This window comes from Nocardia beijingensis NBRC 16342 (assembly GCF_001612785.1).
GTDB lineage: Bacteria > Actinomycetota > Actinomycetes > Mycobacteriales > Mycobacteriaceae > Nocardia > Nocardia beijingensis.
The window spans coordinates 1-22,253 of record NZ_BDBC01000008.1 but is presented as its reverse complement, the minus strand read 5'-3'; the positions used below and the strand labels follow the sequence as shown (position 1 = coordinate 22,253).

At 69.8% G+C, this 22,253-nt stretch carries 18 protein-coding genes; 5 read left to right on the top strand and 13 right to left on the bottom strand.

The window, feature by feature from the left end:
• Window positions 1–12: 12 nt before the first annotated feature.
• The 3 genes from NB3_RS03990 to clpB all read right to left on the bottom strand — a co-directional run bounded on the left by NB3_RS03990 (window position 13) and on the right by clpB (window position 4,607).
• Entirely contained in the window at window positions 13–969 is a 957-nt protein-coding gene (locus tag NB3_RS03990) for a TtfA family protein (protein WP_084485744.1), read from the bottom strand.
• Between the two features lie 89 nt (window positions 970–1,058).
• Entirely contained in the window at window positions 1,059–1,853 is a 795-nt protein-coding gene (locus NB3_RS03985; RefSeq protein ID WP_067796664.1) for a DUF5666 domain-containing protein, read from the bottom strand.
• A 198-nt stretch (window positions 1,854–2,051) separates the two neighbouring features.
• A complete protein-coding gene (gene clpB / locus NB3_RS03980) occupies window positions 2,052–4,607 on the bottom strand; it encodes an ATP-dependent chaperone ClpB (protein WP_067796661.1) in 2,556 nt (851 codons plus the stop codon).
• A 332-nt stretch (window positions 4,608–4,939) separates the two neighbouring features.
• Here clpB and NB3_RS03975 point away from each other — a divergent pair, with 332 nt between their 5' ends.
• The 4 genes from NB3_RS03975 to NB3_RS03960 all read left to right on the top strand — a co-directional run bounded on the left by NB3_RS03975 (window position 4,940) and on the right by NB3_RS03960 (window position 9,005).
• The gene (locus tag NB3_RS03975) at window positions 4,940–5,875 is read left to right on the top strand and encodes an NADP-dependent oxidoreductase (RefSeq protein ID WP_067796659.1); all 936 of its coding nucleotides are present in this window, start codon (window positions 4,940–4,942) and stop codon (window positions 5,873–5,875) included.
• Between the two features lie 57 nt (window positions 5,876–5,932).
• On the top strand, window positions 5,933–6,817 hold the full coding sequence (locus NB3_RS03970) for an LLM class flavin-dependent oxidoreductase (protein ID WP_067796656.1): 885 nt from the start codon (window positions 5,933–5,935) through the stop codon (window positions 6,815–6,817).
• Window positions 6,818–7,055: 238 nt separating this feature from the next.
• Window positions 7,056–8,213 carry an FAD-binding oxidoreductase gene (locus NB3_RS03965; protein WP_067796653.1) on the top strand — a complete coding sequence of 386 codons (1,158 nt, stop codon included), beginning with the start codon at window positions 7,056–7,058 and terminating at the stop codon, window positions 8,211–8,213.
• A 30-nt stretch (window positions 8,214–8,243) separates the two neighbouring features.
• Window positions 8,244–9,005: an FAD-binding oxidoreductase gene (locus tag NB3_RS03960; RefSeq protein ID WP_067796649.1), complete on the top strand. Its 762-nt coding sequence runs from the start codon at window positions 8,244–8,246 to the stop codon at window positions 9,003–9,005.
• Here NB3_RS03960 and NB3_RS03955 read toward each other — a convergent pair whose 3' ends face one another.
• The 5 genes from NB3_RS03955 to dnaK all read right to left on the bottom strand — a co-directional run bounded on the left by NB3_RS03955 (window position 9,006) and on the right by dnaK (window position 14,817).
• The gene (locus NB3_RS03955) at window positions 9,006–10,175 is read right to left on the bottom strand and encodes an FAD-binding oxidoreductase (protein WP_067796646.1); all 1,170 of its coding nucleotides are present in this window, start codon (window positions 10,173–10,175) and stop codon (window positions 9,006–9,008) included.
• 531 nt (window positions 10,176–10,706) lie between these two features.
• Complete coding sequence (locus NB3_RS03950; protein WP_067796644.1) at window positions 10,707–11,126, bottom strand: heat shock protein transcriptional repressor HspR; 420 nt, start codon at window positions 11,124–11,126, stop codon at window positions 10,707–10,709.
• A complete protein-coding gene (dnaJ, locus tag NB3_RS03945) occupies window positions 11,126–12,289 on the bottom strand; it encodes a molecular chaperone DnaJ (protein ID WP_067796641.1) in 1,164 nt (387 codons plus the stop codon). The genes NB3_RS03950 and dnaJ overlap by 1 nt, the downstream gene beginning before the upstream one ends.
• A gap of 24 nt (window positions 12,290–12,313) precedes the next feature.
• The gene (gene grpE / locus NB3_RS03940) at window positions 12,314–12,973 is read right to left on the bottom strand and encodes a nucleotide exchange factor GrpE (RefSeq protein ID WP_067796638.1); all 660 of its coding nucleotides are present in this window, start codon (window positions 12,971–12,973) and stop codon (window positions 12,314–12,316) included.
• Window positions 12,970–14,817, bottom strand: a complete 1,848-nt coding sequence (gene dnaK, locus NB3_RS03935) for a molecular chaperone DnaK (protein ID WP_067796635.1) — start codon at window positions 14,815–14,817, stop codon at window positions 12,970–12,972. Before dnaK ends, grpE begins: the two co-directional genes overlap by 4 nt.
• 370 nt (window positions 14,818–15,187) lie before the next feature.
• Between dnaK and NB3_RS03930 the strand changes: the two genes are divergently transcribed.
• Window positions 15,188–16,351, top strand: a complete 1,164-nt coding sequence (locus tag NB3_RS03930; RefSeq protein WP_067796632.1) for a zinc-binding dehydrogenase — start codon at window positions 15,188–15,190, stop codon at window positions 16,349–16,351.
• A gap of 10 nt (window positions 16,352–16,361) precedes the next feature.
• On the opposite strand, the gene NB3_RS03925 is transcribed toward NB3_RS03930, so the two are convergent.
• The 5 genes from NB3_RS03925 to NB3_RS34790 all read right to left on the bottom strand — a co-directional run.
• A complete protein-coding gene (locus NB3_RS03925; RefSeq protein WP_067796630.1) occupies window positions 16,362–17,006 on the bottom strand; it encodes an HhH-GDP family DNA glycosylase in 645 nt (214 codons plus the stop codon).
• A 122-nt stretch (window positions 17,007–17,128) separates the two neighbouring features.
• Window positions 17,129–18,679 carry a dynamin family protein gene (locus NB3_RS03920; protein ID WP_244891759.1) on the bottom strand — a complete coding sequence of 517 codons (1,551 nt, stop codon included), beginning with the start codon at window positions 18,677–18,679 and terminating at the stop codon, window positions 17,129–17,131.
• Window positions 18,676–20,538, bottom strand: coding sequence for a dynamin family protein (locus NB3_RS03915; RefSeq protein ID WP_067796627.1), 1,863 nt, complete (start codon window positions 20,536–20,538; stop codon window positions 18,676–18,678). Before NB3_RS03915 ends, NB3_RS03920 begins: the two co-directional genes overlap by 4 nt.
• Window positions 20,539–20,575: 37 nt before the next feature.
• Window positions 20,576–22,006, bottom strand: coding sequence for a hypothetical protein (locus NB3_RS03910; RefSeq protein ID WP_157111503.1), 1,431 nt, complete (start codon window positions 22,004–22,006; stop codon window positions 20,576–20,578).
• A 14-nt stretch (window positions 22,007–22,020) separates the two neighbouring features.
• Window positions 22,021–22,253 (bottom strand): hypothetical protein (locus tag NB3_RS34790; protein ID WP_218020522.1); only part of this gene is annotated, 233 nt, incomplete at its 5' end.

The following is a 22,253-nucleotide window of genomic DNA, read 5'->3' as shown; positions in this document are numbered from 1 at the left end:
GCGCGCGGCCGGTCACTTCGGCACGGGTCCCTGGTAAGGGCGGAAGCCGGGATGGAACGGTCCACCGGGCGGGTCGGTCGGCCGTTGCCGCGACTCGGGGTCGGTGCGGCTCTCGGCGTCGCGCTCCTCGCGCGGCCGGGGCTTCTCGTCGTCGCGCACCCGGGCGCGCGTGTTCGGCACCACGGCGAGCGACGGACGGCGCGCCGGTTCCGGGCGCTCCTCGGCGCGGTCGCCGAAATCGGAGTCGTCTTCGGACCGTTCGCCGTCGGCCTCGGGGCGGTCGCCCGCTTCACCCTCGGCGTCCCGGTCGCCCCGCTGCCGGGCGCGGGGGCGGGCCGGTTCGGGTCCGCCGTCGTCGAAGCGCGGCTCGCTGACCGGCGGCAGCACGTGCAGCAGGCCGGACAGGCGCAGCACCGCGTCGATCGCGGCTTCCCAGTCCTTCGGGGTGGTGCCGACCAGCAGCATGCCCAGCGTCCAGTTGCCCTCGCTCCAGAGCATCTGCACGGTGTCGGGAAGGTTCTCGATGAAGGCGACCATGCGCTGATCGACGGCGTGCCTGGCGATTTCGGGATTGGTGGCGAACACCACGCGGTCACCGATGGCGCCGAGCAGTTCCAGATCGTGGTCCTTGGGCGGGGCGGCCGTCTTCAGCCGCATGTCCACGTCGATGTCCGAACCGATCTGGCGGCGCACCGCGACCAGCGTCGCGGAGTCCTCCAGGTCGAACAGCACGAACTTCTCGCCCTTGCGGATGCCGGAGACCACGTCGACCGCGGACAGATAGCCCAGTTTGGTCAGCGCGCCGCGCCGCCACGTGGACGGCAGCGCGGGTTCCACGGACACGTAGGTATAGCCCTGCGACTTCGCCCAGACCTGTCGCGCGTGACCGGTCCGCTGCCGCTGGAGCCGATCGAAATACAGCAGCACGATCGCGCCCACGAGCGCGATCGCCGCCAATCCGAACCACATTGCCGTCATCGCCGCCTAGCCTAATGGTCCGGGCCGGACATGGTCCGTCATTACCCCCGGCGCTTCGCGCCCCCGGCGCCCGGCGCGGCTCATCGTCCGCCGCCGGGCAGCGAGGTGCCGATGATGACCTTCGCCTGGATCGATCCGTCCGCGGCCTTGTCGCCCTGGATCAGCACCAGCTCACCGGTGGCCAGATCGGAGACTTTGGTACCGGACAGCGCGATCACCTGGGTGTTCGCGTCGGTGCGCACCGTAATGGTGTTGCCCATCACCGAACTCACCGTCAGGGTGCCCCCGTCGTTGGCGGTGATGGTGCCCATGGTCGCGCCGAGGCCGTCGACATCGCCGAGACCGGGCACGCTGGGCAAACCGCTCGGCGGGGTGGGCTGCGCGGTCCTGGTTCCCGGCGAGGGTCTCGTCGTGACGCGCGTCGTGGAGGCCGCCGCGGCGGTGTCGGACGAGCCGGAATCGCCCGACCCGAGCAGCACGCCCGCGACCACCCCGATCGCGCCGATCAGGAGGACGACGCCGATACCGAGGGCGATCCACAGGCCGGTGTTGCGCCGCGGCGGCGGTGGTCCCGGCGGCGCCGCACCGGGCGGCGTCGCGCCACCAGGCGGCCCCGCCGCGCCCGGGATGGTGTCCGGGTAGGCGGCCCACTGGGAGTCGTAGGCCGGGAATTCACGCGTCGCGTTCGCCCCGGGCGGGCCCCAGGCTCCGTAATGCTCCGTCGGGGGATATGCCGACGGAGCACCGGTGCCGTACGCGTCGGGGTACTCCGTGGTGTGCGCGGGGCCACCGTATCCGGACTTGCCCGGCGGACCCAGGTGTTCGGTCGGCGCATCCTCCGGCCGCTGTCCCCAGGGATCGTTCGGGTTGGTCATGGCTTCCAGCGTAGGCCGCGTACGTTCGCGCGCACCCGTACCTCGTGGACCGGTGCGCCTCCGGCTCGGTGCGCGTCCCTTCCCGCCATCGCTCCGGCTTCGACCTCGCCGTTCTGCTGGCGGGGCGAAACGCCTTGTGTGCGAATGACCTTCGACCAAGAGTGAGCGGCCTCGTTCGCGACGAGGCCGCTCACTCACTCACCTGCCGACGATCAGGCCGTCGCCGCCGGGGCTGACGGCCACCTTGACGCTGTCGCCGTCGGCGATCTCACCCGCGAGCAGCTCCTTGGCGAGGGAGTCGCCGATGGCCTGCTGGATCAGCCTGCGCAACGGGCGCGCGCCGTAGCTGGGGTCGTAGCCGCGCACCGCCAGCCAGAACCGCGCCGAATCGCTGACCTCCAGCTTCAGCCTGCGCTGCGCCAGCCGCTTCTGCAGCTGCTCGAGCTGGATGTCGACGATCTGCTCGAGCTGCTCCTCGTCGAGCGCGTGGAACATGACCACGTCGTCGAGGCGGTTGAGGAACTCCGGCTTGAAGGCCGACCGCACCGCGTTCATGACGAACTCCTTGTCACCGCCCGCACCCAGGTTCGAGGTCAGGATGAGGATGGTGTTGCGGAAATCCACCGTGCGGCCTTGGCTGTCGGTGAGCCTGCCCTCGTCGAGCACTTGCAGCAGGATGTCGAACACATCCGGGTGCGCCTTCTCGATCTCGTCGAACAGCACCACCGTGTAGGGCCGCCGCCGCACCGCCTCGGTGAGCTGACCGCCCTGGTCGTAACCGACATAGCCGGGCGGGGCGCCGACCAGCCGGGCGACCGAGTGCTTCTCGCTGTACTCGCTCATGTCGATGCGGACCATGGCGCGCTCGTCGTCGAACAGGAAGTCCGCCAACGCTTTCGCCAGCTCGGTCTTGCCGACGCCGGTGGGGCCGACGAACATGAACGACCCGGTCGGGCGGTTCGGGTCGGCGACACCGGCGCGCGCCCGGCGCACCGCGTCGGACACCGCCTGCACCGCCTCGGGCTGACCGACCACGCGGCGGCCGAGCTCGTCCTCCATGCGCAACAGCTTCTGGGTCTCGCCCTCCAGCATCCGGCCCACCGGAATGCCGGTCCAGGAGGACACCACCTCGGCGATGTCGTCCGGGCCGACCTCTTCCTTGAGCATGACCTCGCCGTCGCCCGCGGTGGCCGAGGTCTGCTCGGCCTGGGCGAGCTGCTTCTCCAGCGCCGGGATCCGGCCGTAGCGCAGTTCGGCCGCCTTGCCCAGGTCGCCGTCGCGCTCGGCGCGCTCGGACTCACCGCGCAGCGCTTCCAGTTCCTCCTTGAGCGTGCGCACCTGGTCGATCGCGTTCTTCTCGTTCTGCCAGCGAGTGGTCAGCTGATTGAGCTTCTCGCGGTCGTCGGCGAGTTCGCCGCGCAGTTTCTCCAGCCGCTGCTTGGATGCCTCGTCGGTCTCCTTGGCGAGGGCGACCTCCTCGATCTCCAGGCGGCGCACCGCGCGCTCCACCTCGTCGATCTCCACCGGGCGGGAGTCGATCTCCATGCGCAACCGCGAGGCCGACTCGTCGACCAGGTCGATCGCCTTGTCCGGCAGGAACCGGGAGGTGATGTAGCGGTCCGACAGCGTGGCCGCCGCGACCAGCGCGGAGTCGGTGATGCGCACGCCGTGGTGCACCTCGTAGCGCTCCTTGATGCCGCGCAGGATGCCGATGGTGTCCTCCACCGACGGCTCGCCGACCAGCACCTGCTGGAAGCGCCGCTCCAAGGCGGCGTCCTTCTCGATGTGCTGGCGGTATTCCTCCAGCGTGGTCGCGCCGACCAGGCGCAGCTCGCCGCGGGCCAGCATCGGCTTGATCATGTTGCCCGCGTCCATCGCCGATTCACCGGTGGCGCCAGCGCCGACGATGGTGTGCAGCTCGTCGATGAAGGTGATGATCTGGCCCGCGCTGTTCTTGATGTCCTCCAGCACGGCCTTGAGCCGTTCCTCGAACTCGCCGCGGTACTTCGCGCCCGCGACCATCGCGCCGAGGTCGAGCGCCACGACAGACTTGCCGCGCAGCGACTCCGGGACGTCGCCTGCCACGATGCGCTGGGCGAGTCCCTCCACGATGGCGGTCTTGCCGACGCCGGGCTCGCCGATCAGCACCGGGTTGTTCTTGGTGCGACGGCTCAACACCTGCACCACCCGGCGGATCTCGGTGTCCCGGCCGATGACCGGGTCGAGCTTGCCGTGGCGGGCGGCGTCGGTGAGGTCGGTGGAGTACTTCTCCAGCGCCTGGTAGCTGCCCTCCGGATCGGGGCTGGTCACCCTGGCGCTGCCGCGGACAGCGGTGAACGCCGCGCGCAGCGCGTCGGCGGTGGCGCCGTATTTGGTGAGCAGCATCGTGACGTCGGAGTCGCCCTCGGCGAGACCGACCATCACGTGCTCGGTGGAGACGTACTCGTCACCGAGTTCCGTGGCCAGGCGCTGCGCCGCGGTGATCGCGGCCAGGGCCTCGCGGCCGAGCTGCGGTGTGGTGGTGGCGCCGGTCGCGCGTGGCAGCCGGTCCACGATGTCCTGTGCCTCGCGGCGCACGGTCGCCGGATCCGTTCCGACGGCCTTGAGCAAGGGCGCGGCGATGCCGTCGGTCTGGTCCAGCAACGCCACCAGCAAGTGCGCCGGACGGATCTCCGGGTTGCCCGCGGAGGAGGCCGCCTGCAGGGCGGCGGTCAGTGCCGCCTGGGTCTTGGTGGTGGGATTGAACGAGTCCACGAGTCACCTTCCTACTGGTCGAGTCGATTCACACGGCGCCGAGCGCGTTCGCCGAAGCCGTCGCTGTGTCCCGCTCCGCCGTCGGCTCGGCGCCGTTCCTACCCGTCCAACGTTCGAAAGGTTGAGTCTGTTCCGCTCAAGTTTGAAAATCTCCGCCGCGCCGTCGGCGATGCCACCGGATGTGTCGAACGCTACGCTCCGGCACCGGCGAATGCGACGCCCCGCCACACCGCCCATGCGGTGATTCCGCACGTCGGCGGCTTTCGGACGCCTACGATGACCTCGGCCGTCAGTTGTTGCAGCACTCTTCACCCCGACTCGAGGAGCGATGGATGCGCGCGATCGTGGTACGGAAGTTCGGAGCGACCCCGGAACTAGCCGAAATGCCGATGCCCGAGCCGGGGCCGGGCACCGTGCGGGTGCAACTCCAGGCGGCCGGGGTGAACCCCTTCGACCGGAAAGTGGCCTCCGGACTCCTGGACGGCAAACTGCCCCATGACTTTCCGATGATCCTCGGGGTGGACGGCGCGGGCACGGTCGCCACGGTCGGCGCGGGCGTCAGCCGCTTCGCGGTCGGGGACCGAGTGGTCGGCAAGTTCCTCACACCGCCGGTGGGCCACGGCAGCTTCGCCGAGTACGCGGTGCTCCCCGAGGGCGGCACGCTGGTGCCGATCCCGCCCGGCGTGCCCACCGTCGCCGCCGCGGCGCTGCCGACCGCAGGGGTGACCGCGCAGGACCTCGTGGACGCCACCCACATCGAGCCGGGCCAGACCGTGCTCATCGTCGGCGCGACCGGCGGCGTCGGCTCCTTCCTGGTGCAACTGGCGAATATCGCGGGCGCGCACGTCATCGCCACGGCGCGGGGCGACTCCGCCGATCAGATGACCCGCCTCGGCGCGGCCGAGACGGTGGACTACACCGCGGGGCCGGTACGCGACCAGGTCGCCGCCGCGCATCCGGACGGCATCGACGTCCTGTTCGATCTGGTGAGCTCGCCGGAGGCGCTGGCGGAGCTGACCACGCTGGTCCGCGACGGCGGCACGGTCTATTCCACCACCTTCGCCGCCGACGAGGACGCGTTGCGCGCACGATCGCTGCGGGGCGGCAACATCGAATCCAAGGGCAGCGCACCGGAACTGGCCCGGCTGATCCAGCGGGTGGCCGCGGGCGACGTGGTCGTGCCGATCGATGCGACCGTCCCGCTCGCGGAGGGCCCCGCGGTCATCGGAGCGCCAGGGGCGCGCGGCAAGACCGTGCTCGCCATCTGAGCCGCACCGGCCCACCGCGCCGGGTCGGCGTCCCGCGAGACCACCAGGAGGTGTGTGATGAGGACCCGACCGCCCCAATTCGGCCTTTTCCTGATCCCCGAGGCCGACGACTTCCGCAGGCTCGCCGAGCTGAGCGTGTACGCCGACGTGTCCGGCCTCGACCTGATCGGCATCCAGGACCATCCCTACCAGCGCCGGTTCCTCGACACCTGGACGCTGATCACCGCGCTCACCGCGCGCACCGAGCGGATCACCTTCTTCCCCGACGTGGCCAACCTGCCGCTGCGCCATCCCGCGCTGCTGGCGAAGTCGGTCGCGTCGCTCGACATCATCAGCGACGGCCGCGTCCAGCTCGGCCTCGGCGCAGGCGCGTTCTGGGACGCCGTGGCCGGGATGGGCGGACCGCGCCGCACCGGCGGCGAAGCGGTGCGTGCCCTGGACGAGGCGATCGCGGTGATCCGCGCCCTGTGGAGCGACGCGCGATCGGTCCGGGTGCCCGGCGCCTTCTACTCCCTTGCGGGCGCGCATCCCGGCCCGCGCCCCCGGCATCAGCCCGGCATCTGGCTCGGCGCGCGCGGGCCGCGCATGCTCGAACTCACCGGACGCGCCGCCGACGGCTGGGTGCCGTCGGCCGCGTGGGCGCCGCCGGAGTTCCTCGCCGAAGCGGGCAGGCGGATCGATGACGCCGCCGCCGCGGCCGACCGGGACCCGCTGACGGTGCGGCGGGTGTTGAACGTGTCGGGGACCATCACCGCCGACGGGGCCGATCGCGGCTTCCTGGAAGGCCCGCCGCAGCGCTGGATCGATGACCTGCTGGCTCTGCACCGCGACCAGCGGATCGATGGATTCGTCTTCTGGCCGACCGAGGGGGAACCGGTCGAGCAGATCCGTCGTTATACCGAGCAGGTCGTGCCCGCGGTGCGTACCGGTGCGGAGAGCTGACCGGCCGGGAACCGCATCAGCGGCTCCCGCATCGGCGCGGAAATGCGGCCCGGCCCGCCCGTAGCCGCGGTACCCGACGGGGCAGCGGCATCCGCCGTTTGCCCACCGATTACCGTTTGCCCGGGTCTTGGGACTGATAGCCACACGACCACGGCATTTTCGGGGATACTTGTCGGCGGGAGACCGCCGGTAACGGGTATGTCCCCGGGCAGAACTGAGGGAAAGGAAGCTCCACGTCGTGGATGCGCGTTCGGCTGCGCTGGTCCGCGCCAATTTTCGTTCGGTGATCGAGTCGCCGAATGGACCCGAGCGGTTGGTCAGTGCGTTCTACGGACATTTGTTCGCCGAGAACCCACGGTTGCGCGAGTTGTTCCCACCCGCCATGGAGATGCAGGCCAAACGCATCGCCACGGCCATCCAGTACGTCCTCGATCACCTGGAGGACTGGGATCGGGCGCAGAAGTTCCTGGAGCAACTCGCTCGCGACCACCGCAAGTACGGCGTGGAGGCCGCGCACTACGACATGGCGGGCCGCGCGCTGCTGGCGGCGTTCCGCGTCTACAACGGCGTGGCCTGGGACCGGAGTCTGGAAGAGGGCTGGCGCGACATCACCATCCTGATCTCCGCGTCCATGGCCATCGGCGCCAACTCCGACAAGTCGCAGCCGGTGTGGGAGGCCACCGTGGTCGGTCATCGCCGCGTGCTGGATGACCTGGCCATCGTGCGGTTGCAGTCCGACGGGCCGGTGCCCTACCAGGCCGGGCAGTACGTGCCGGTCACCATTCCGCAGCGGCCCAAGATGTGGCGGTATTTCTCCCCGGCCATCCCGTCCAACCCGTACGGCGAGATCGAGTTCCACGTGCGCAAGATCCGCGGCGGCTGGGTGAGCCCCGCGATCGTCAACGAGACCAGGGTGGGCGACCGCTGGCGGATCGCGGGCCCGCTCGGCGGACTGCACGTCGACCGGGACAGCGGCCGCGACGTGCTCATGATCGGCGCGGGCACCGGCATCGCCCCGCTGCGCGCCCAGCTGATCGAGATGGGCCAGCGCGGCATCAACCCGAGGGTGCACTTCTTCATCGGCGGCCGCTATCCCTGCGACCTCTACGACGTGGAGAACATGTGGCAGCTCTCGCAGAGCAATCCGTGGCTCACCATCGTCCCGGTATGCGAGCAGAAGACCAATCCGTGGTGGTATCCGCATCCGCCGCAGGACGCACCGTACGGGATGCACCGGCGCCTGATCGGTAACCTTGGCGCCGTGGTCGCGAGCTTCGGCGCGTGGGCCGACCGGCAGATCCAGATCGCCGGGTCGGCCAGGATGATCGCCGACACCCGGCGCGCGCTCATCGCGGTCGGCACGCCGGAGCAGAACATCAGCTGCGACCCTGTGTAGAAGAAGGAGGCCCCGTTGGGGGATCCGAGCATGCTCGGTAACGGTCATCAGGCGCCGGAGTGGACTTCGACCGTGGTCGGTCACCATCGCCTGCGACACGATCTCGCGGTGATCCGCCTGATCGGTGAGTTCGTGCCGTTCGCCGCCGGACAGTCGGTCGAGGTGCGGGTGCCGCAGCATCCCGGCGTGCGCCGCAGGCTGTCCCCCGCGCTGCCGCCGTCACTGGACGGCAAGCTGGAGTTCCACGTGCGCACGGTGCCGGGCGGCTGGTGCAGCGGCGCGATCGTCGCCGACACCCAGCCCGGCGACGAGTGGCGGATCGGCGCTCCTGCCGGTGGGTTCTGGGTCGACCCCGACGGCGACGAGGTGGTGATGATCGCGGGCGGCACGGGATTGGCGCCCATGCGCGCCCAGATCCTCGAGCTGGCCCGCAAGCCGTCGCCGCCGCCCACCTACCTGTTCGTGGGCGGGCGCTCACCCCGCGACCTGTACGCCTCGGACATGCTCTACCTGCTGGCCGCCGAATTGCCCTGGCTCACGGTGATTCCGGTGGTGGAGAACCCGAACGACCCGAACTGGGTCGACGAGTGGTACGAGCAGTCCCGCGTCGACATCGGCTTCGCACCCGACGACCTGCTCTACGGCACCCTCGCCGACGTCCTCGGTTCCCACGGCGCCTTCGTCGAACACCAAGTCCTGGTCTGCGGCTCCCCCGCCATGGTCCAAACCACCGTCGACCGCCTCCTCGAAACCGGAACCCCGCCGGAACGAATCCAATTCGAGGGGCTCTGATCAATACAACGGGTCGTGGCGGATGTTCTTGGCGAGCGTTCCCGCGGCCATGAGGCGGAACTTGGTGGTCTGCACCATCGAGGGTGAACCGGCGATCTGCACATCGCGGTCGGACCAGGCGCCGAAACTCGCAACGACCTTGCCGATCTGGCCCGTCACCCGGGGCTCCAGGCCGGGCCAGGTGGTGCGCGGCTCCTCGGGTTCGGTGTACCACCAGGGGTTTTCGTCGTGCTCGCTCACCGGCGTGACGGTGAGCCAGCGGTTGGCCACGGCCAGCTTGCTCAAGGTCTCCAGGTCGTAGAGGTCGCATGGATGGTGGCCGCCGACGAACAGATGCACCTTCGGGTTGGTCCGCCGCATCGCCATCGCCATCAGCTGCGCACGCAGCGGCGCGATGCCGGTGCCGCAGCCGACCATCAGCATCTTGCGTTTGACGTTGCGCGGAACGCCGAGGCCGCCCAGCGGTGAGCCGAGCAGCCACTGGTCGCCGACGGCGGTCTGGCCGACGATGGCGGAGCTGACCCAGCCGCCGAGCACGCTGCGGACGTGGAACTCGATCTCACCGTTGGCGTTCGCGGGCACGGCGGGCGAGAGATACCGCCACATGCGCGGCCGCGACGGGATCTGCACGCTCAGGTACTGGCCCGCGGCGTAGTGCATCGGCTGATCCAGTTGCAGCCGGACGACGACCAGGTTGCGCAGCACCTCCCGGCGCTCGATCACCGTGCCGGTCCACGCCGACGGGGTGGTCTCCTTCTCCGCGGCGCCGATCATGGTGTCGGAGATGATCTTCAGGCCCTCGTCCCAGGCCCGGTCCACCTCGTCGGTCCACATCTCGGTGCCCGCGAACACCTTCACGGCGGTCTTCAGCGCGGTGGAGACGGCGGCATAGTGCGCGGGCTGCACGCCGTACTTGCGGTGGTCTCTACCGAGCTGGGCCAGGAAGGGCAGCAGCTTGTCGGGCTCCTCCAACCGGTCCAGCGTGTAGGAGATCGCCTTGACCAGCCGGTCGCGCTGGAGGTCCATCGCGGCGGGGAAGAAATCGCGGACGTGCGGGTAGTCGGTGAACAAGATCGCGTAGAACGATCTCGCCAGTTTCTCCGGCCCCCCATCCTCCGCAGCAACCGCCTTGAAAGTTGTTCTGATCAAAGCGACAGCGCGTGAATCCATCGGTATCACAACCCCATTTCGCACTCGTTCACGAACCATGCCGGCGAGTGAGATGCTGCGGGGCCACTCGACAGCAGCCGATGGGAAGGAGTGTAGGCGAGGTTTGCCAGCAACGGAATCTTTCGAAGGAACATCCCGCTCGGAATTTCGTCGAAACGAGGATATCCAGGGAGACACGCCAGAGAAACCGACTGAAAGACCGGAGATTCCACCGGAAATTGGTCGTCCGCACCCCGAATAGATAAGGGACGCTTGCGAAATTACGTCCCGACTGGTCTGTTCTAGCGACTTCGGGGCAACATCTCGGCTGGCACAAGTCGATCGAATCGGGCAAACCGCTCCGGTTGCATAAACAACTCTATGGCATAAATTCCCAGTTGATTCGACAACGAAATCACCTACGCCGGGACACTTCTACTGAACATGGTTTGGTTTACTTTCAGCAAATATTGGTGACAGTGCCCGCAGACGACAACGGCCCCGGCGCCGGATCGCGAGGTGCGACCGAGGCCGGGGCCGTCGTCGTTGCGGTTATCGTCTGCGCTGACCGTCTTCGCGACGGTGCCGCGGCTGCCAGACGACCAGCGCGGTACTGCGCTGCTGCGGAACGAGATCCGCACGGTAGGCCGCCCGCGTCCGCTCCAGCTCGGCCGACAGTTCCGCGACCTGCTGGCGCAGCTCCTCCACTTGATTGGTCAGTTCGATGATGCGCTTGATGCCCGCCAGGTTGACGCCCTCGTCCTGGGACAGCCGCTGCACCTCGCGCAGCAGCTCCACGTCCCGGGCCGAGTAGCGCCGACCGCCGCCCGAAGTACGTTGCGGCGTGACCAGTCCGAGACGGTCATACGTGCGCAGCGTCTGCGCGTGCATGCCGGCCAGCTGGGCCGCCACCGAGATCATGAAGAACTCGGCCCGCGACCCGCCGGACGCGTTCTTCGGTTCCGAGGACATCACGCACCTGCCCATCCCGCACGTGGATCGAAGCCGCCCGCCCGCTCCGCCTCCTGATAGCGCTTCAGCGCTTCGATGGCGTTGTCGTCCAGATTCTGCGGCACGGCGACCTTCACCGTGACCAGCAGGTCGCCCGCGCCACCGCCGCGCTTGGGCACGCCGCGGCCGCGTACCCGCAGGGTGCGGCCGTCCGCGGTGCCGGGAGGCACCTTGACGCCGACCCGGCCGTCCAGCGTCGGCACCGACACCGTGGTGCCGAGGACCAATTCGCTGTAACTGACCGGAAGCACCAGGGTCAGATCGTCGCCGTTGCGGCCGAAGACCTTGTCCTGGCTGACGTGGACGGTGACATACAGGTCGCCCGACGGCGCCCCGCGCAGTCCCGCCTCGCCCTGACCGGCCAGCCGGATCCGTTGCCCGTCACCGACTCCGGGAGGAATCCGCACCGTGATGGTGCGCGTGCGGTTCTGGATGCCGCTGCCATGGCAGTCGAGGCACGGATCGTCGATGATCGACCCGCTGCCCCGGCACTCGTCGCAGGGCTCGCTGAAGCCGAACGCGCCCTGGTTGCGGCTGACGATGCCGGTGCCGTTGCAGATCGGGCAGACTCGCGGACTCGTGCCCGGTTTCGCGCCGCTGCCGTGACACGTGGTGCACGGCGACGGGCTGGTCATCCGCAGCGGAACCGTGACGCCCTGAGCCGCCTCCCGGAAGCCGAGCGTCGTCTCGGTCTCGACGTCGGCGCCGCGGCGGGGGCGGCTCGAGGTCCGCGTGCCGCCGCCGCGGTTGAACAGACCGCCGAGCAGGTCGCCGAGGCCACCTTCGGCGGCACCCGCGGCGCCGCCGAAGATGTCCCCGAGGTTGAACTCCTGCGAGAAGCCGCCGCCCGCGCCGGACCCGAACCCGCCGCGACCGTAGCCGCCACCCGCGAAGAGCTTGCGGGTGTCGTCGTACTCCTTGCGCTTGGCCGGATCCGACAGGACGGCGTGCGCCTCGCTGACGGCCTTGAACCGCTCCTCGGCTTTGGTGTCACCGGGGTTGGCGTCCGGATGCAAGTCGCGGGCGAGCTTGCGATAGGCCTTCTTGATCTCGTCCTGCGAGGCGCTGGAGGAAACACCCAGCTCCTTGTAGAAGTCCTTTTCGATCCACTCCCGTTGGCTCACCGAGCATCTCCTCCTCTCGCGTCCTTATTGTTCGTTCGCGCCGGCATCAACATCCGATGCCTCTTCAGTCGGTTGAACAGCGTTTTCCGTCATGTCGGCCACGCCGTCGGTTACCCCGACGAGCGCGTGCCGAAGCACCCTATCGCCGAAGCGATAGCCCTTGCGCATCACAATGCCGATCACCGGGTCGTGGCCGGAGCCCTCGTGCTGCACGGCCTCGTGCAGGGTCGGGTCGAAAGGCTCACCCTCCGAACCGAACTCCTCGAGACCCTGCTTGAGCAGCGCGGCCGACAGCTTGTCGGCCACCGACTTCAGCGGGCCGGACTCCAGGTCACCGTGCGCCCGCGCGCGGTCGAGGTCGTCGAGCACGCCGAGCAGTTCGGTGACCACCGACGCCTTGGCGGCATCGATCGCGGCCTTGCGGTCGCGCTCGACCCGGCGCCGGTAGTTGGCGTACTCCGCGGTCAGCCGCTGCAGGTCGGCGGTGCGCTCGGCGAGCTCGCCGCTGATGGTGTCGGCGAGGGCGTCGCCGTTGTCGGTTTCCACGCCCTCGTCCACCTGCGGGGCCTGCGCGGCCGCGGCGCCGTTGTCCTCGGCCTGCTGCTTGACGTCACCGGTCTCCGGATCGATCTTCCGGTTGTCGACGAAGGTGATCGGCTCCTTCTCGGAGTTGGCCTCGGTCACTTCTTCTCCGTGTCGACCGGCTCGTCCACGACCTCGGCGTCCACGACCTGGTCATCCGACGCGGCGCTGGACGCGCCGTCGCCCTGCGCGGCGGCGTCCGCCGCGGAGGCCTCGTAGATGGCCTGGCCGAGCGCCTGCGACTCGGTCGCCAGCTTCTCCACCGCCGCCTTGACCGCGGCGATGTCGGTGCCCTTCAGCGCCTCGTTCGCCTCGGCGATGGCCGCCTCGACCTTGGTCTTGACGTCCGCGGGGACCTTGTCCTCGTTCTCCTTGATGAACTTCTCGGTCTGGTGGACCAGCGACTCCGCCTGGTTGCGGGTCTCCGCCTCCTCGCGACGCGCCTTGTCCTCGGCCGCGTGCGCCTCGGCGTCCTTGATCATCCGATCGATCTCCTCCTTGGACAGACCCGAGCCGTCCTGGATCTTGATCGTGTTCTCCTTGCCGGTGCCCTTGTCCTTCGCGGTGACGTGCACGATGCCGTTGGCGTCGATGTCGAAGGTGACCTCGATCTGCGGCACGCCGCGCGGGGCCGGCGGGATGCCGGTCAGCTCGAAGGAGCCGAGCAGCTTGTTGTGCGAGGCGATCTCGCGCTCACCCTGGAACACCTGGATCTGCACCGACGGCTGGTTGTCGTCGGCCGTGGTGAAGGTCTCCGAGCGCTTGGTCGGGATGGTGGTGTTGCGCTCGATGAGCTTGGTCATCACGCCGCCCTTGGTCTCGATGCCCAGCGACAGCGGGGTCACGTCGAGCAGCAGGACGTCCTTGACCTCACCCTTGAGCACACCGGCCTGCAGGGCGGCGCCGACGGCGACGACCTCGTCCGGGTTCACGCCCTTGTTGGGCTCCTTGCCGCCGGTCAGTTCCTTGACCAGGTCGGAGACCGCGGGCATACGGGTGGAACCGCCGACGAGCACCACGTGGTCGATGTCGGACACCTTGATGCCCGCGTCCTTGATCACGGACTGGAACGGCGCGCGGGTGCGGTCGAGCAGGTCCGAGGTGATCTTCTGAAACTCGGCGCGGGTCAGCTGCTCGTCGAGGAACAGCGGGTTCTTGTCCGCGTCGACGGTGATGTAGGGCAGGTTGATCGAGGTGCTCTGCGAGGAGCTCAGCTCGATCTTGGCCTTCTCGGCGGCCTCACGCAGCCGCTGCATGGCCATCTTGTCCTTGGTCAGGTCGATGCCAGAGCTGGCCTTGAACTTGTCGACCAGCCACTGCACGACCCGCTCGTCCCAGTCGTCGCCACCGAGGTGGTTGTCGCCGGAGGTGGCGCGGACCTCGACGACGCCCTCGCCGATTTCCAGCAGCGAGACGTCGAAGGTGCCGCCACCGAGGTCGAAGACCAGGATGGTCTGTTCCTTGTCGCCCTTGTCCAGGCCGTAGGCCAGCGCCGCCGCGGTGGGCTCGTTGACGATGCGCAGGACGTTCAGTCCCGCGATCTGACCCGCTTCCTTCGTGGCCTGCCGCTGGGCGTCCTCGAAGTAGGCGGGCACGGTGATGACCGCGTCGGTGATCTCCTCACCGAGGTAGGACTCCGCGTCGCGCTTCAGCTTCATCAGCGTGCGCGCGCTGATCTCCTGCGGCGTGTACTTCTTGCCGTCGATCTCGACGGTCCAGTCCGTGCCGATGTGCCGCTTGACGGAGCGAATGGTGCGGTCGACGTTGGTGACGGCCTGGTTCTTGGCCGGCTGGCCGACCAGTACCTCGCCGTTCTTCGCGAACGCGACGATCGACGGGGTGGTGCGCGATCCTTCCGAGTTGGCGACGACGACCGGCTCACCGCCTTCGAGAACGGCGACGACCGAGTTCGTGGTCCCGAGGTCGATTCCGACCGCACGAGCCATGGTGGTTCCTCCTAGTTGACGTACCAATGTGTGTCGGTGCCGGGCGAAAACCGCCCTGGGCGCCCGCTGCCGGACGCCACGAGACCTCGCCCCTAGCACCTCACGGAGCACGGCCCCAGCAACACTGAGCGTGGTCGGCTCAATCCTGCCCCGCAGGACTCTCGGAGTCAACCGAAACTTGAGCCTTGCACACTCAATCTTGTCGAATAGCTCAACGGGCGACCACCGCGTTTAATTCCCGGAAGGCGGTACATCGATGTGATCCGCGCCACATATCTGGGCGGTGGGCGGCGTCGCTGAGAGCATGCGACCGGGAGCGTCGCCGCAGTAGGGTGACTCCAGCCGTGCGCCGTCGATCCGAGGAGTCGCCATGAGGGCCGCCGTCGTCACCGCCGCCGAATTCGAGGTCGCGGAGCTTCCGGCACCACGGCCCGGTGCGGGTCAGCTGCTGATCGACGTGGCGCGCTGCGGTATCTGCGGCTCCGACCTGCATGCCCGCACCCACGCCGACGAACTGGCCGACCTGGCCGTGGCCACGGGCTACGACCACTTCATGCGTTCGGATCAGAGCGTGGTGCTCGGCCACGAATTCAGCGGCACCGTGGTCGAATACGGGCCGGACTGCCGGAAGAGGTGGAAGGTGGGGACACCGGTGGTGGCTCTGCCGATCGTGCGACACGACGGCAGGCCCCACTTGGTCGGGCTGTCGACCGCCGCGCCCGGCGGTTACGCCGAACAGGTGGTGGTCCAGGAATCGATGACCATGCCGGTGCCCAACGGGTTGTCCGCCGAACACGCCGCGTTGACCGAGCCGATGGCGGTGGCCTGGCACGCGGTGCGCAGGGGCCGGGTCGGCAAGGGGCAGACCGCCTTCGTCATCGGTTGCGGGCCGATCGGCCTCGCGGTGATCAGCATGCTGAAAGCCGCGGGCGTGCGCACCGTGGTGGCCAGCGACTTCTCCACGCGCCGACGGGAACTGGCCACGGCCTGCGGCGCCGACGTCGTGGTGGATCCGGCGACCGAATCACCCTGGAGCGCCGCACCGAAGAAGGGACGGATCAACGGCGTCACCGACATCCTCGCACTCGGGTTCGACACCATGGAGCGCTTGCGGCGGGTGCCGAATCTGCCGTGGTGGTATGTCTTCCGCCTGGCCCACACGGTGAACGTGGGACCCGCCGGTCCGGTCATCTTCGAATGCGTTGGCGTGCCGGGGATCATCGACCAGATCCTCGCGGCCGCGCCCCCGCTGTCGCGCGTGGTTGTGGTCGGGGTCTGCATGGAGACCGACCGTTTCCGTCCCGCCATGGCGATCAACAAGGAGATCGAACTGCGGTTCGTGCTCGGCTACGACCCCGGCGAGTTCCGCGACACCCTGCACATGCTCGCCGAGGGAAAGGTCGACCCGAGCCCGTTGATCACCGGGACCGTCGGGCTGGACGGCGTCGCGGACGCCTTCACCGCGCTCGGCAACCCGGAGCGGCACGCGAAGATCCTGATCGACCCGCGCGGTGCGGGGGCCGTCCCCAGCTGAGCGCGCTCGATCAGGGCGCGGCGGCCAAGACCTCGTCGGCGATCTTCTCGTCCAGCGTCACCCGCACCAGCGCCGCGGCGAGTTCGGCGGTGTGGTGATCCGGCGCGAGACGCGCCAGCCGGTCGGGGTCCTCCGGCAACTGGACGCGCTTGGCGCCGCGCAGCGCGCGTTCGTCGAAGTGCGGCCGGACCCAGGTCCAGATGTCCTGGATCTCGCGCAGGAAGATATGGGCTCCGGTCGGGCCGATCCCGTCGAACTCTTGCAGCAGTTCCGCGGCGCGCTGCGGGTCGTTATCCGCCTTCTTCGCCAGTTCCCGCAGGTCACCGTGGTAGCGATCGAGCAAGCGCAAGGCGTTGTGATGCAGGCGCGTCGCGGTGCTCTCGTCGTACCGGCGATAGTTGCCCCGCCCCAGCGCGTCGACCAACTCCTGCCACTGCGCGTCCGCGACCCGGTGCGGCGTCCGGTAGCCGCTGCTGATCAGCTCTCGCGTCGCACCGATGGCGATCTCCGCGGAGATACGGGTGCTGAGCAGCTGGGAAAGCATGAGCAACTGGAATAGCGCGGCCGGTTTGTCGTCGAGCGTGATACCCGCTTCCTCGGCATATCCCGTGCCCGCACGGACGAGCAATTCGTGTACGACGTCCTCTTGGCTCATCGTTACCTCCTCTCGCTACCAGGGCGCATACCCGGCCCCACGGCGACTACACCGCCGACGGCAGGAGGAATGCGCCCGTCGCCGCAGGTCACGGCGCTCGGGATGCGATGTTCACCACCGGGTCATTCCGGCAGCACGCTCAACGTGCCTTCCGCACTGCGAGCGGCGGTCAGGCACGCCGTGGCGGTGAACTGGTCGGCGAGCGGGTGACGTGCCCGCGCGCGCCATTTGCGGACCGCGGCCATCGCCTGGGCGCGCTGAGCGGGCACCGGAGCGTCGACCGGGAGACCGAGGCGCAGATGCGGTGCGATCCCGGAGCCGCCGATCAGGCGGTGCAGCTCGGCGAGATCATCCGGGGGCAACGTCAGCTCGTCGGTGCGCAGGCGGCCGAGCAGGCGCAGCTCGGCGAAACCGTGCACGTCCGCGAGCAAGGTGCGCACCCTGGGCAGCAGGCGATCGGCCTGGGTGCCCCGATAGGCGGTCAGCACCCTGGCCAGCGCGGTCAACGCGGAATGCGCTTTGAGCTGATCGGCGCGCTGACCGAACTGCACGTCGAGCACCGAGCGCAGTTCGTCCACGCCGCTGCGGCCTGCCAACTCGGCGGCAAGGGTGGCCGAGTCGCGCACCCCGAGCCGGATCAGCGTCACCGCCATCCGGATGCCGAACAACCCGAAACGCTCGGCGAGCTGGGCGCGCAGTTCCGGCGCCACCGGAAGCGGCACGTCGGCGCGCGCGAAACGGTCCGCCGAGAGCAACGCGGCGGTCAGGTCGTCGACCGGGACCCGCGCCAGCGTCTCGAAAGCCGCGAACTCCTGCTGACGCAGCGTCGCCGCGGCGAACGCGAGCAGCCCGGCGACCGGGATCACGGCCTGGCACAGACCCGTCCGTTCCAATTCCCCGGCGAAACGCGCGGCCACGTCACGCGCCGAGTGCAGCGCATCGATCCGGCCCGCCCCGATCTCGTCGGCCCGCGAGACCACCCCGACGATGCCGAGCGGACCCGGCGCGCCCGGCCCGCCGTTGGCGGCGGTTCCGGCGCCGACGCGCTCGAGGAACTGCACGTCCGTGGCGTCCAACCGGCGCAGCAGATAGACCACCGCGTCCGCGCCGGGGATGGCGACACCCTGCTCGGACCGCTCCTCGTCCGCGCCGGGGGTCAGCAGGCGCGCGGTGCGCCGCGACACCTCGCGCGACAGCGACGAGGTGCCGGGAGTGTCGATGATGGTGGTGTGCGCGAGCGTCGCGGCGGGCCACTCGACTTCGAGATGGTCGACCTCGCGCGGGGCCGGAGTGTTCCAGTTCAGCCGGTCCAGGTCGAAGGTCAGCCCGTGCGTCCCGCTGCCGCGGCGGACCACCACGTGCGCGCGGGCGCCGTCGGGGGCGTACGCGGTCACACTGGGTGTGGAGCCGTACCGGTACCAGGTGACCACCCTGGTGCACTCGGTCGCGTCGGTGGGAGCGATGTCCTGTCCGACAAGCGAATTCAGCAGGGTGGATTTGCCCGCCTTGATCGAACCGGCGAGCGCGACCCGCAGCGGCTGATCCAATCGGCGGGCGCAGTCGGCCAGCAGGGCGCGCGGCCGCGGCTCCCCCGCGAACGCTGCCTGCGCCGCCCCGACCAGCCGATGCGCCTCGGCGACGATTCCCGGCACCGCGCCACCATCACGTCTCACGGGGTTACCGTACCGGCGGGTCCCATCGGTAGTGCGGTCTGCATGGCATCGGCGTAGCGGCGCAGTTCGGCGACCACGCGCAGCTGCTGTTCCAGTTGCGCACCGCGCTCGGCGCGGCGGGTGGCGACCATGTTCGCCGCCTCCTGCGCGGCCCGCAGCGACTCGTCGATCGAGCGCAGACTGCGTTCGGCGACGCCGGCGTAGTGGTCGCGCAGCGCGCGGTGGATCCGGTGCAGCCGATCCTTCGACTCCTTGCCCGCCTGGAACGCCACATCGTCGACGAAACGGCGCACCGCCGCCTTCGCTTCGTTGCGCCGCTTGGCCAGCCTGGCCTGCTTGTCGTCCCGGAAGGCCTTGCCGCCCACGATCAATCCCGCGCCGATCGAGATCGGGTTGAGCATGGCGAGCCCGGCGAAAGTGGTGGCCAACCCGACCATGAGCACGCCGCCGTAGGAGCCGCGCATGCCGACGAGCAGTTTGCTGCCGAAACCGATGTCGGGTTCCAGATCGGCGAGCGTGCCGGTGACGGCGCGGCCGGTGTCGGCGCCGACGCCGGGACGCACGTCCGGCAGGTCGACGGCGCCCAGTTCGGCGAAGTGCTCGGCGACGCGCTCGGCGAGCTGGATCGCGCGCGCGTGGGTCCACAGCAGGTTGTCGCCGAGCGCGGTGTCCACGGTGCTGGTGAGGTGTTCGGCGATGCGGTCCCAGTGCCTGCCCGGATCGTGCTCGTCGATCCATTCCTCGGTGGTGCGCGCCAGATTGCGCAGGCGATCGCGCAGGTCGTGATCGACGTCCCCGGCCAGGTCGGTGATGCCGTCGGCGAGCGTCTGCTGCCAGGCGGCGGTCCTTCGGTGCAGTTCCTCCGCCGCGGAACGGGCGGATTGCAGTTCGCGCACCGCCGCCGCGCCCTGCGCCGGATCGCGGACCGCGACCAGTTCACTGCCCAGAGCCAGCGCGAGATGCTCGGCGGCAGACCGGATGTCGCGGGCAACGGCGGTGCGGGTGGCCACCTGATCGCGCGCGACCACCTGATCGCGCAGGAACGTATACAGCACGCCGAAGCCGGATTCGACACCCAACTGCGGGTCCTGCAACCGCATCGCGTGGCTGCGCAGCAGCGACGACACCGGGATCATCGGCACGTCCAGGCGGGCACGCGCGAGATGGCCGAGATCGGCCTCGTGCACCTGGCGCCAGTGCGGGTACAAGTCGGTCTTGGTGAGCAGCAGCGCCACCGTCGGGCACAGTTCCCGTACCTGTCGCAGGAACGCCAGCTCGGGTTCGGTGAGTTCGGTCGATGCGTCCGAGAGCACCAGCACCGCGTCCGCGGCGGGCACCAGTCCGAGCACGCCCGCCGCGTGGGCGTTGCCGTGCCCGCCGACGCCGGGAGTGTCGACCAGCACGATGCCGTCGGCGAGCAGTGCGTTGGGGATCTGCACCTCGAGGCGCACGATCCGCCGCCCCTGCGCGATCGGGGCACGCTGGTCGATCGCGCCGAGCTCAGCGATCGGCACCGCCACCCTGGTCTCCGCGCCGCTGGAGTCGCCGTGCGCCGCGAGCACCAGCTCCGCTCGCGGCTCCGGACCGTGCGCGAGCAGCATCGGCACCGCGGTGGTCGCGTCGTCGCCGACCGGGCAGATGTCCAGGTTCAGCAGCGCGTTGACGAAACGGCTCTTGCCCTGGTCGAGCTGCCCGGCGACGACGATGCGCCGCCGCGGGTCGCGGACCCGGTCGGCCGCCACTTCCAGGCGGCCGACCAGATCGTTGCGGCCCGCGGCACGCGCCGCCGCGATGGTTTCACCGAGTACCGACAGCAGCGGTACCGCCGGTGGAGTGGCGTTCGGCGCGGGTGTCCCCATCGCGGTATGGACCTCTTTCCGTAGTACCGGGCAACTGTCAGTGCAGGAATGTATCGCCACCCAGCTCGGCGCCCGCCGAACCGCTGAACTCCGTGCCCGCGTGGCTCTCGCCGAACAGGCCCGCGTCGGTCTGGCCGCTCGCGCTGCTGTCCAGGCCGGAACCGAACGCGCTCGACACGTCCAACGAGGACCAGGTGTGCGCGGTCGAGCCGACACTGCCGCCGAGACCAGCGCCGGTGTCCACCGCGCCGTGCGCCGCGCCACCGGCCGAGCCCGCCAGTCCGGCGCCCGCGTCGGCCGCGCCGCTCACGCTCGAGTGCGCCGCACCGCCGAGTCCGCCCGTGGCGTCGAGACCCGAGGACAGGCCGGAGGTAGCGTGCGAGCCGATGCCGCTGTCCAAGCCCGAACCGAGATGCGCTCCCGCACTCGACGCGCCTTCGAGACCACTCGACAGACCCGCACCCACATTGCCCGCGCCGCCGAGGCCGGTTTCCAGACCCGAACCGGCCGCGCCCTGGATGCCGGTGGAGAGGCCGGAACTCGCGTGCGAGCCGACGCCGCCGGCCGAACTCGACCCGAAGTGCGCTCCCGCACTCGACGCGCCCTCGAGACCACTCGACAGACCCGCACCCACGTTGCCCGCGGCACCCAGACCGGTTTCCAAGCCCGAACCGAGATGCGCTCCCGCGTTGGACGCTCCTTCGAGTCCACTCGACAGACCCGCGCCAACATTGCCAGCAGCGCCGAGACCGGCCTCGAGACCCGAACCGGCCGCGCCATGGATTCCGGCGGAAAGTCCGGAGCCGAGTCCTGCACCGGCTTCCGCACCCGCGCCCAGTCCGGTCGACAGGCCCGAAGCGAGCCCGGCTCCCGCCTGAGCTCCCGCGTCGAGCCCGGCCGACAGGCCCGAACCCGCCTGGGCGCCGGCATCGATGGCACCGGTCAGCCCGGTTCCGAGGCCCGTACCGGCCTGTACCGCGCCGCCCACGCCGGTGGACAGGCCCGTTTCCAGGCCGCTGGCACCGTGCAGCCCCGCATCGAACGCCCCGCCGAGCCCGCTCTCCAAGCCCCCGCCGACCTGCCCACCGGTGTGCAGTGAGCTGTCCAGTCCGCCGCCGAGTTCCGCGCCGGTGTTCACGGCCGCGCCGAGACCCGTCGCGAGCCCGGTCTCCAGACCCGCCGTCGCCTGTGTTCCGAGGTTTCCGGCGCCGCCGACGGCGGAGGAGAAGTTGCCTCCGAGCCCAGCGGCCGCGTTACCGGAACCCTGTGCCGCTGAGCCGATTCCGCCGGTGAGCCCGGTGGCCGCCTGCCCGCCGGCATCGAGCGCGCCGCCAAGGCCTGCCTCCAGACCGGATCCGATCTGCGCACCCGCGTCGGCCGCCCCGTGCAATCCGGTGGACGCTCCAGCGCCGAGACCGGCGCCCGCCTGCGCACCGCCTCCCAGCGCCGCGTCCAAACCGGTGGTCACCTCACCGGCGCCGTTCAGCGCACCTTCCAGACCCGCTGCGGCACCGAGATCACCCGCCGCACCCACAGCGCCGCCGAGACCAGCGCCGAGACCGGCGGCCAAGTCCGTCGCGGCACCCGCAGAACCATCCACAACCCCTCCCAGGCTCGTCCCCAGGCCGGTCGACGCATCAACCGCACCCCCGAGCCCAGCCTGTACACCGGTGCCAACGCCCGCCGCCGCATCCGCCGCACCACCGAGATTCGCA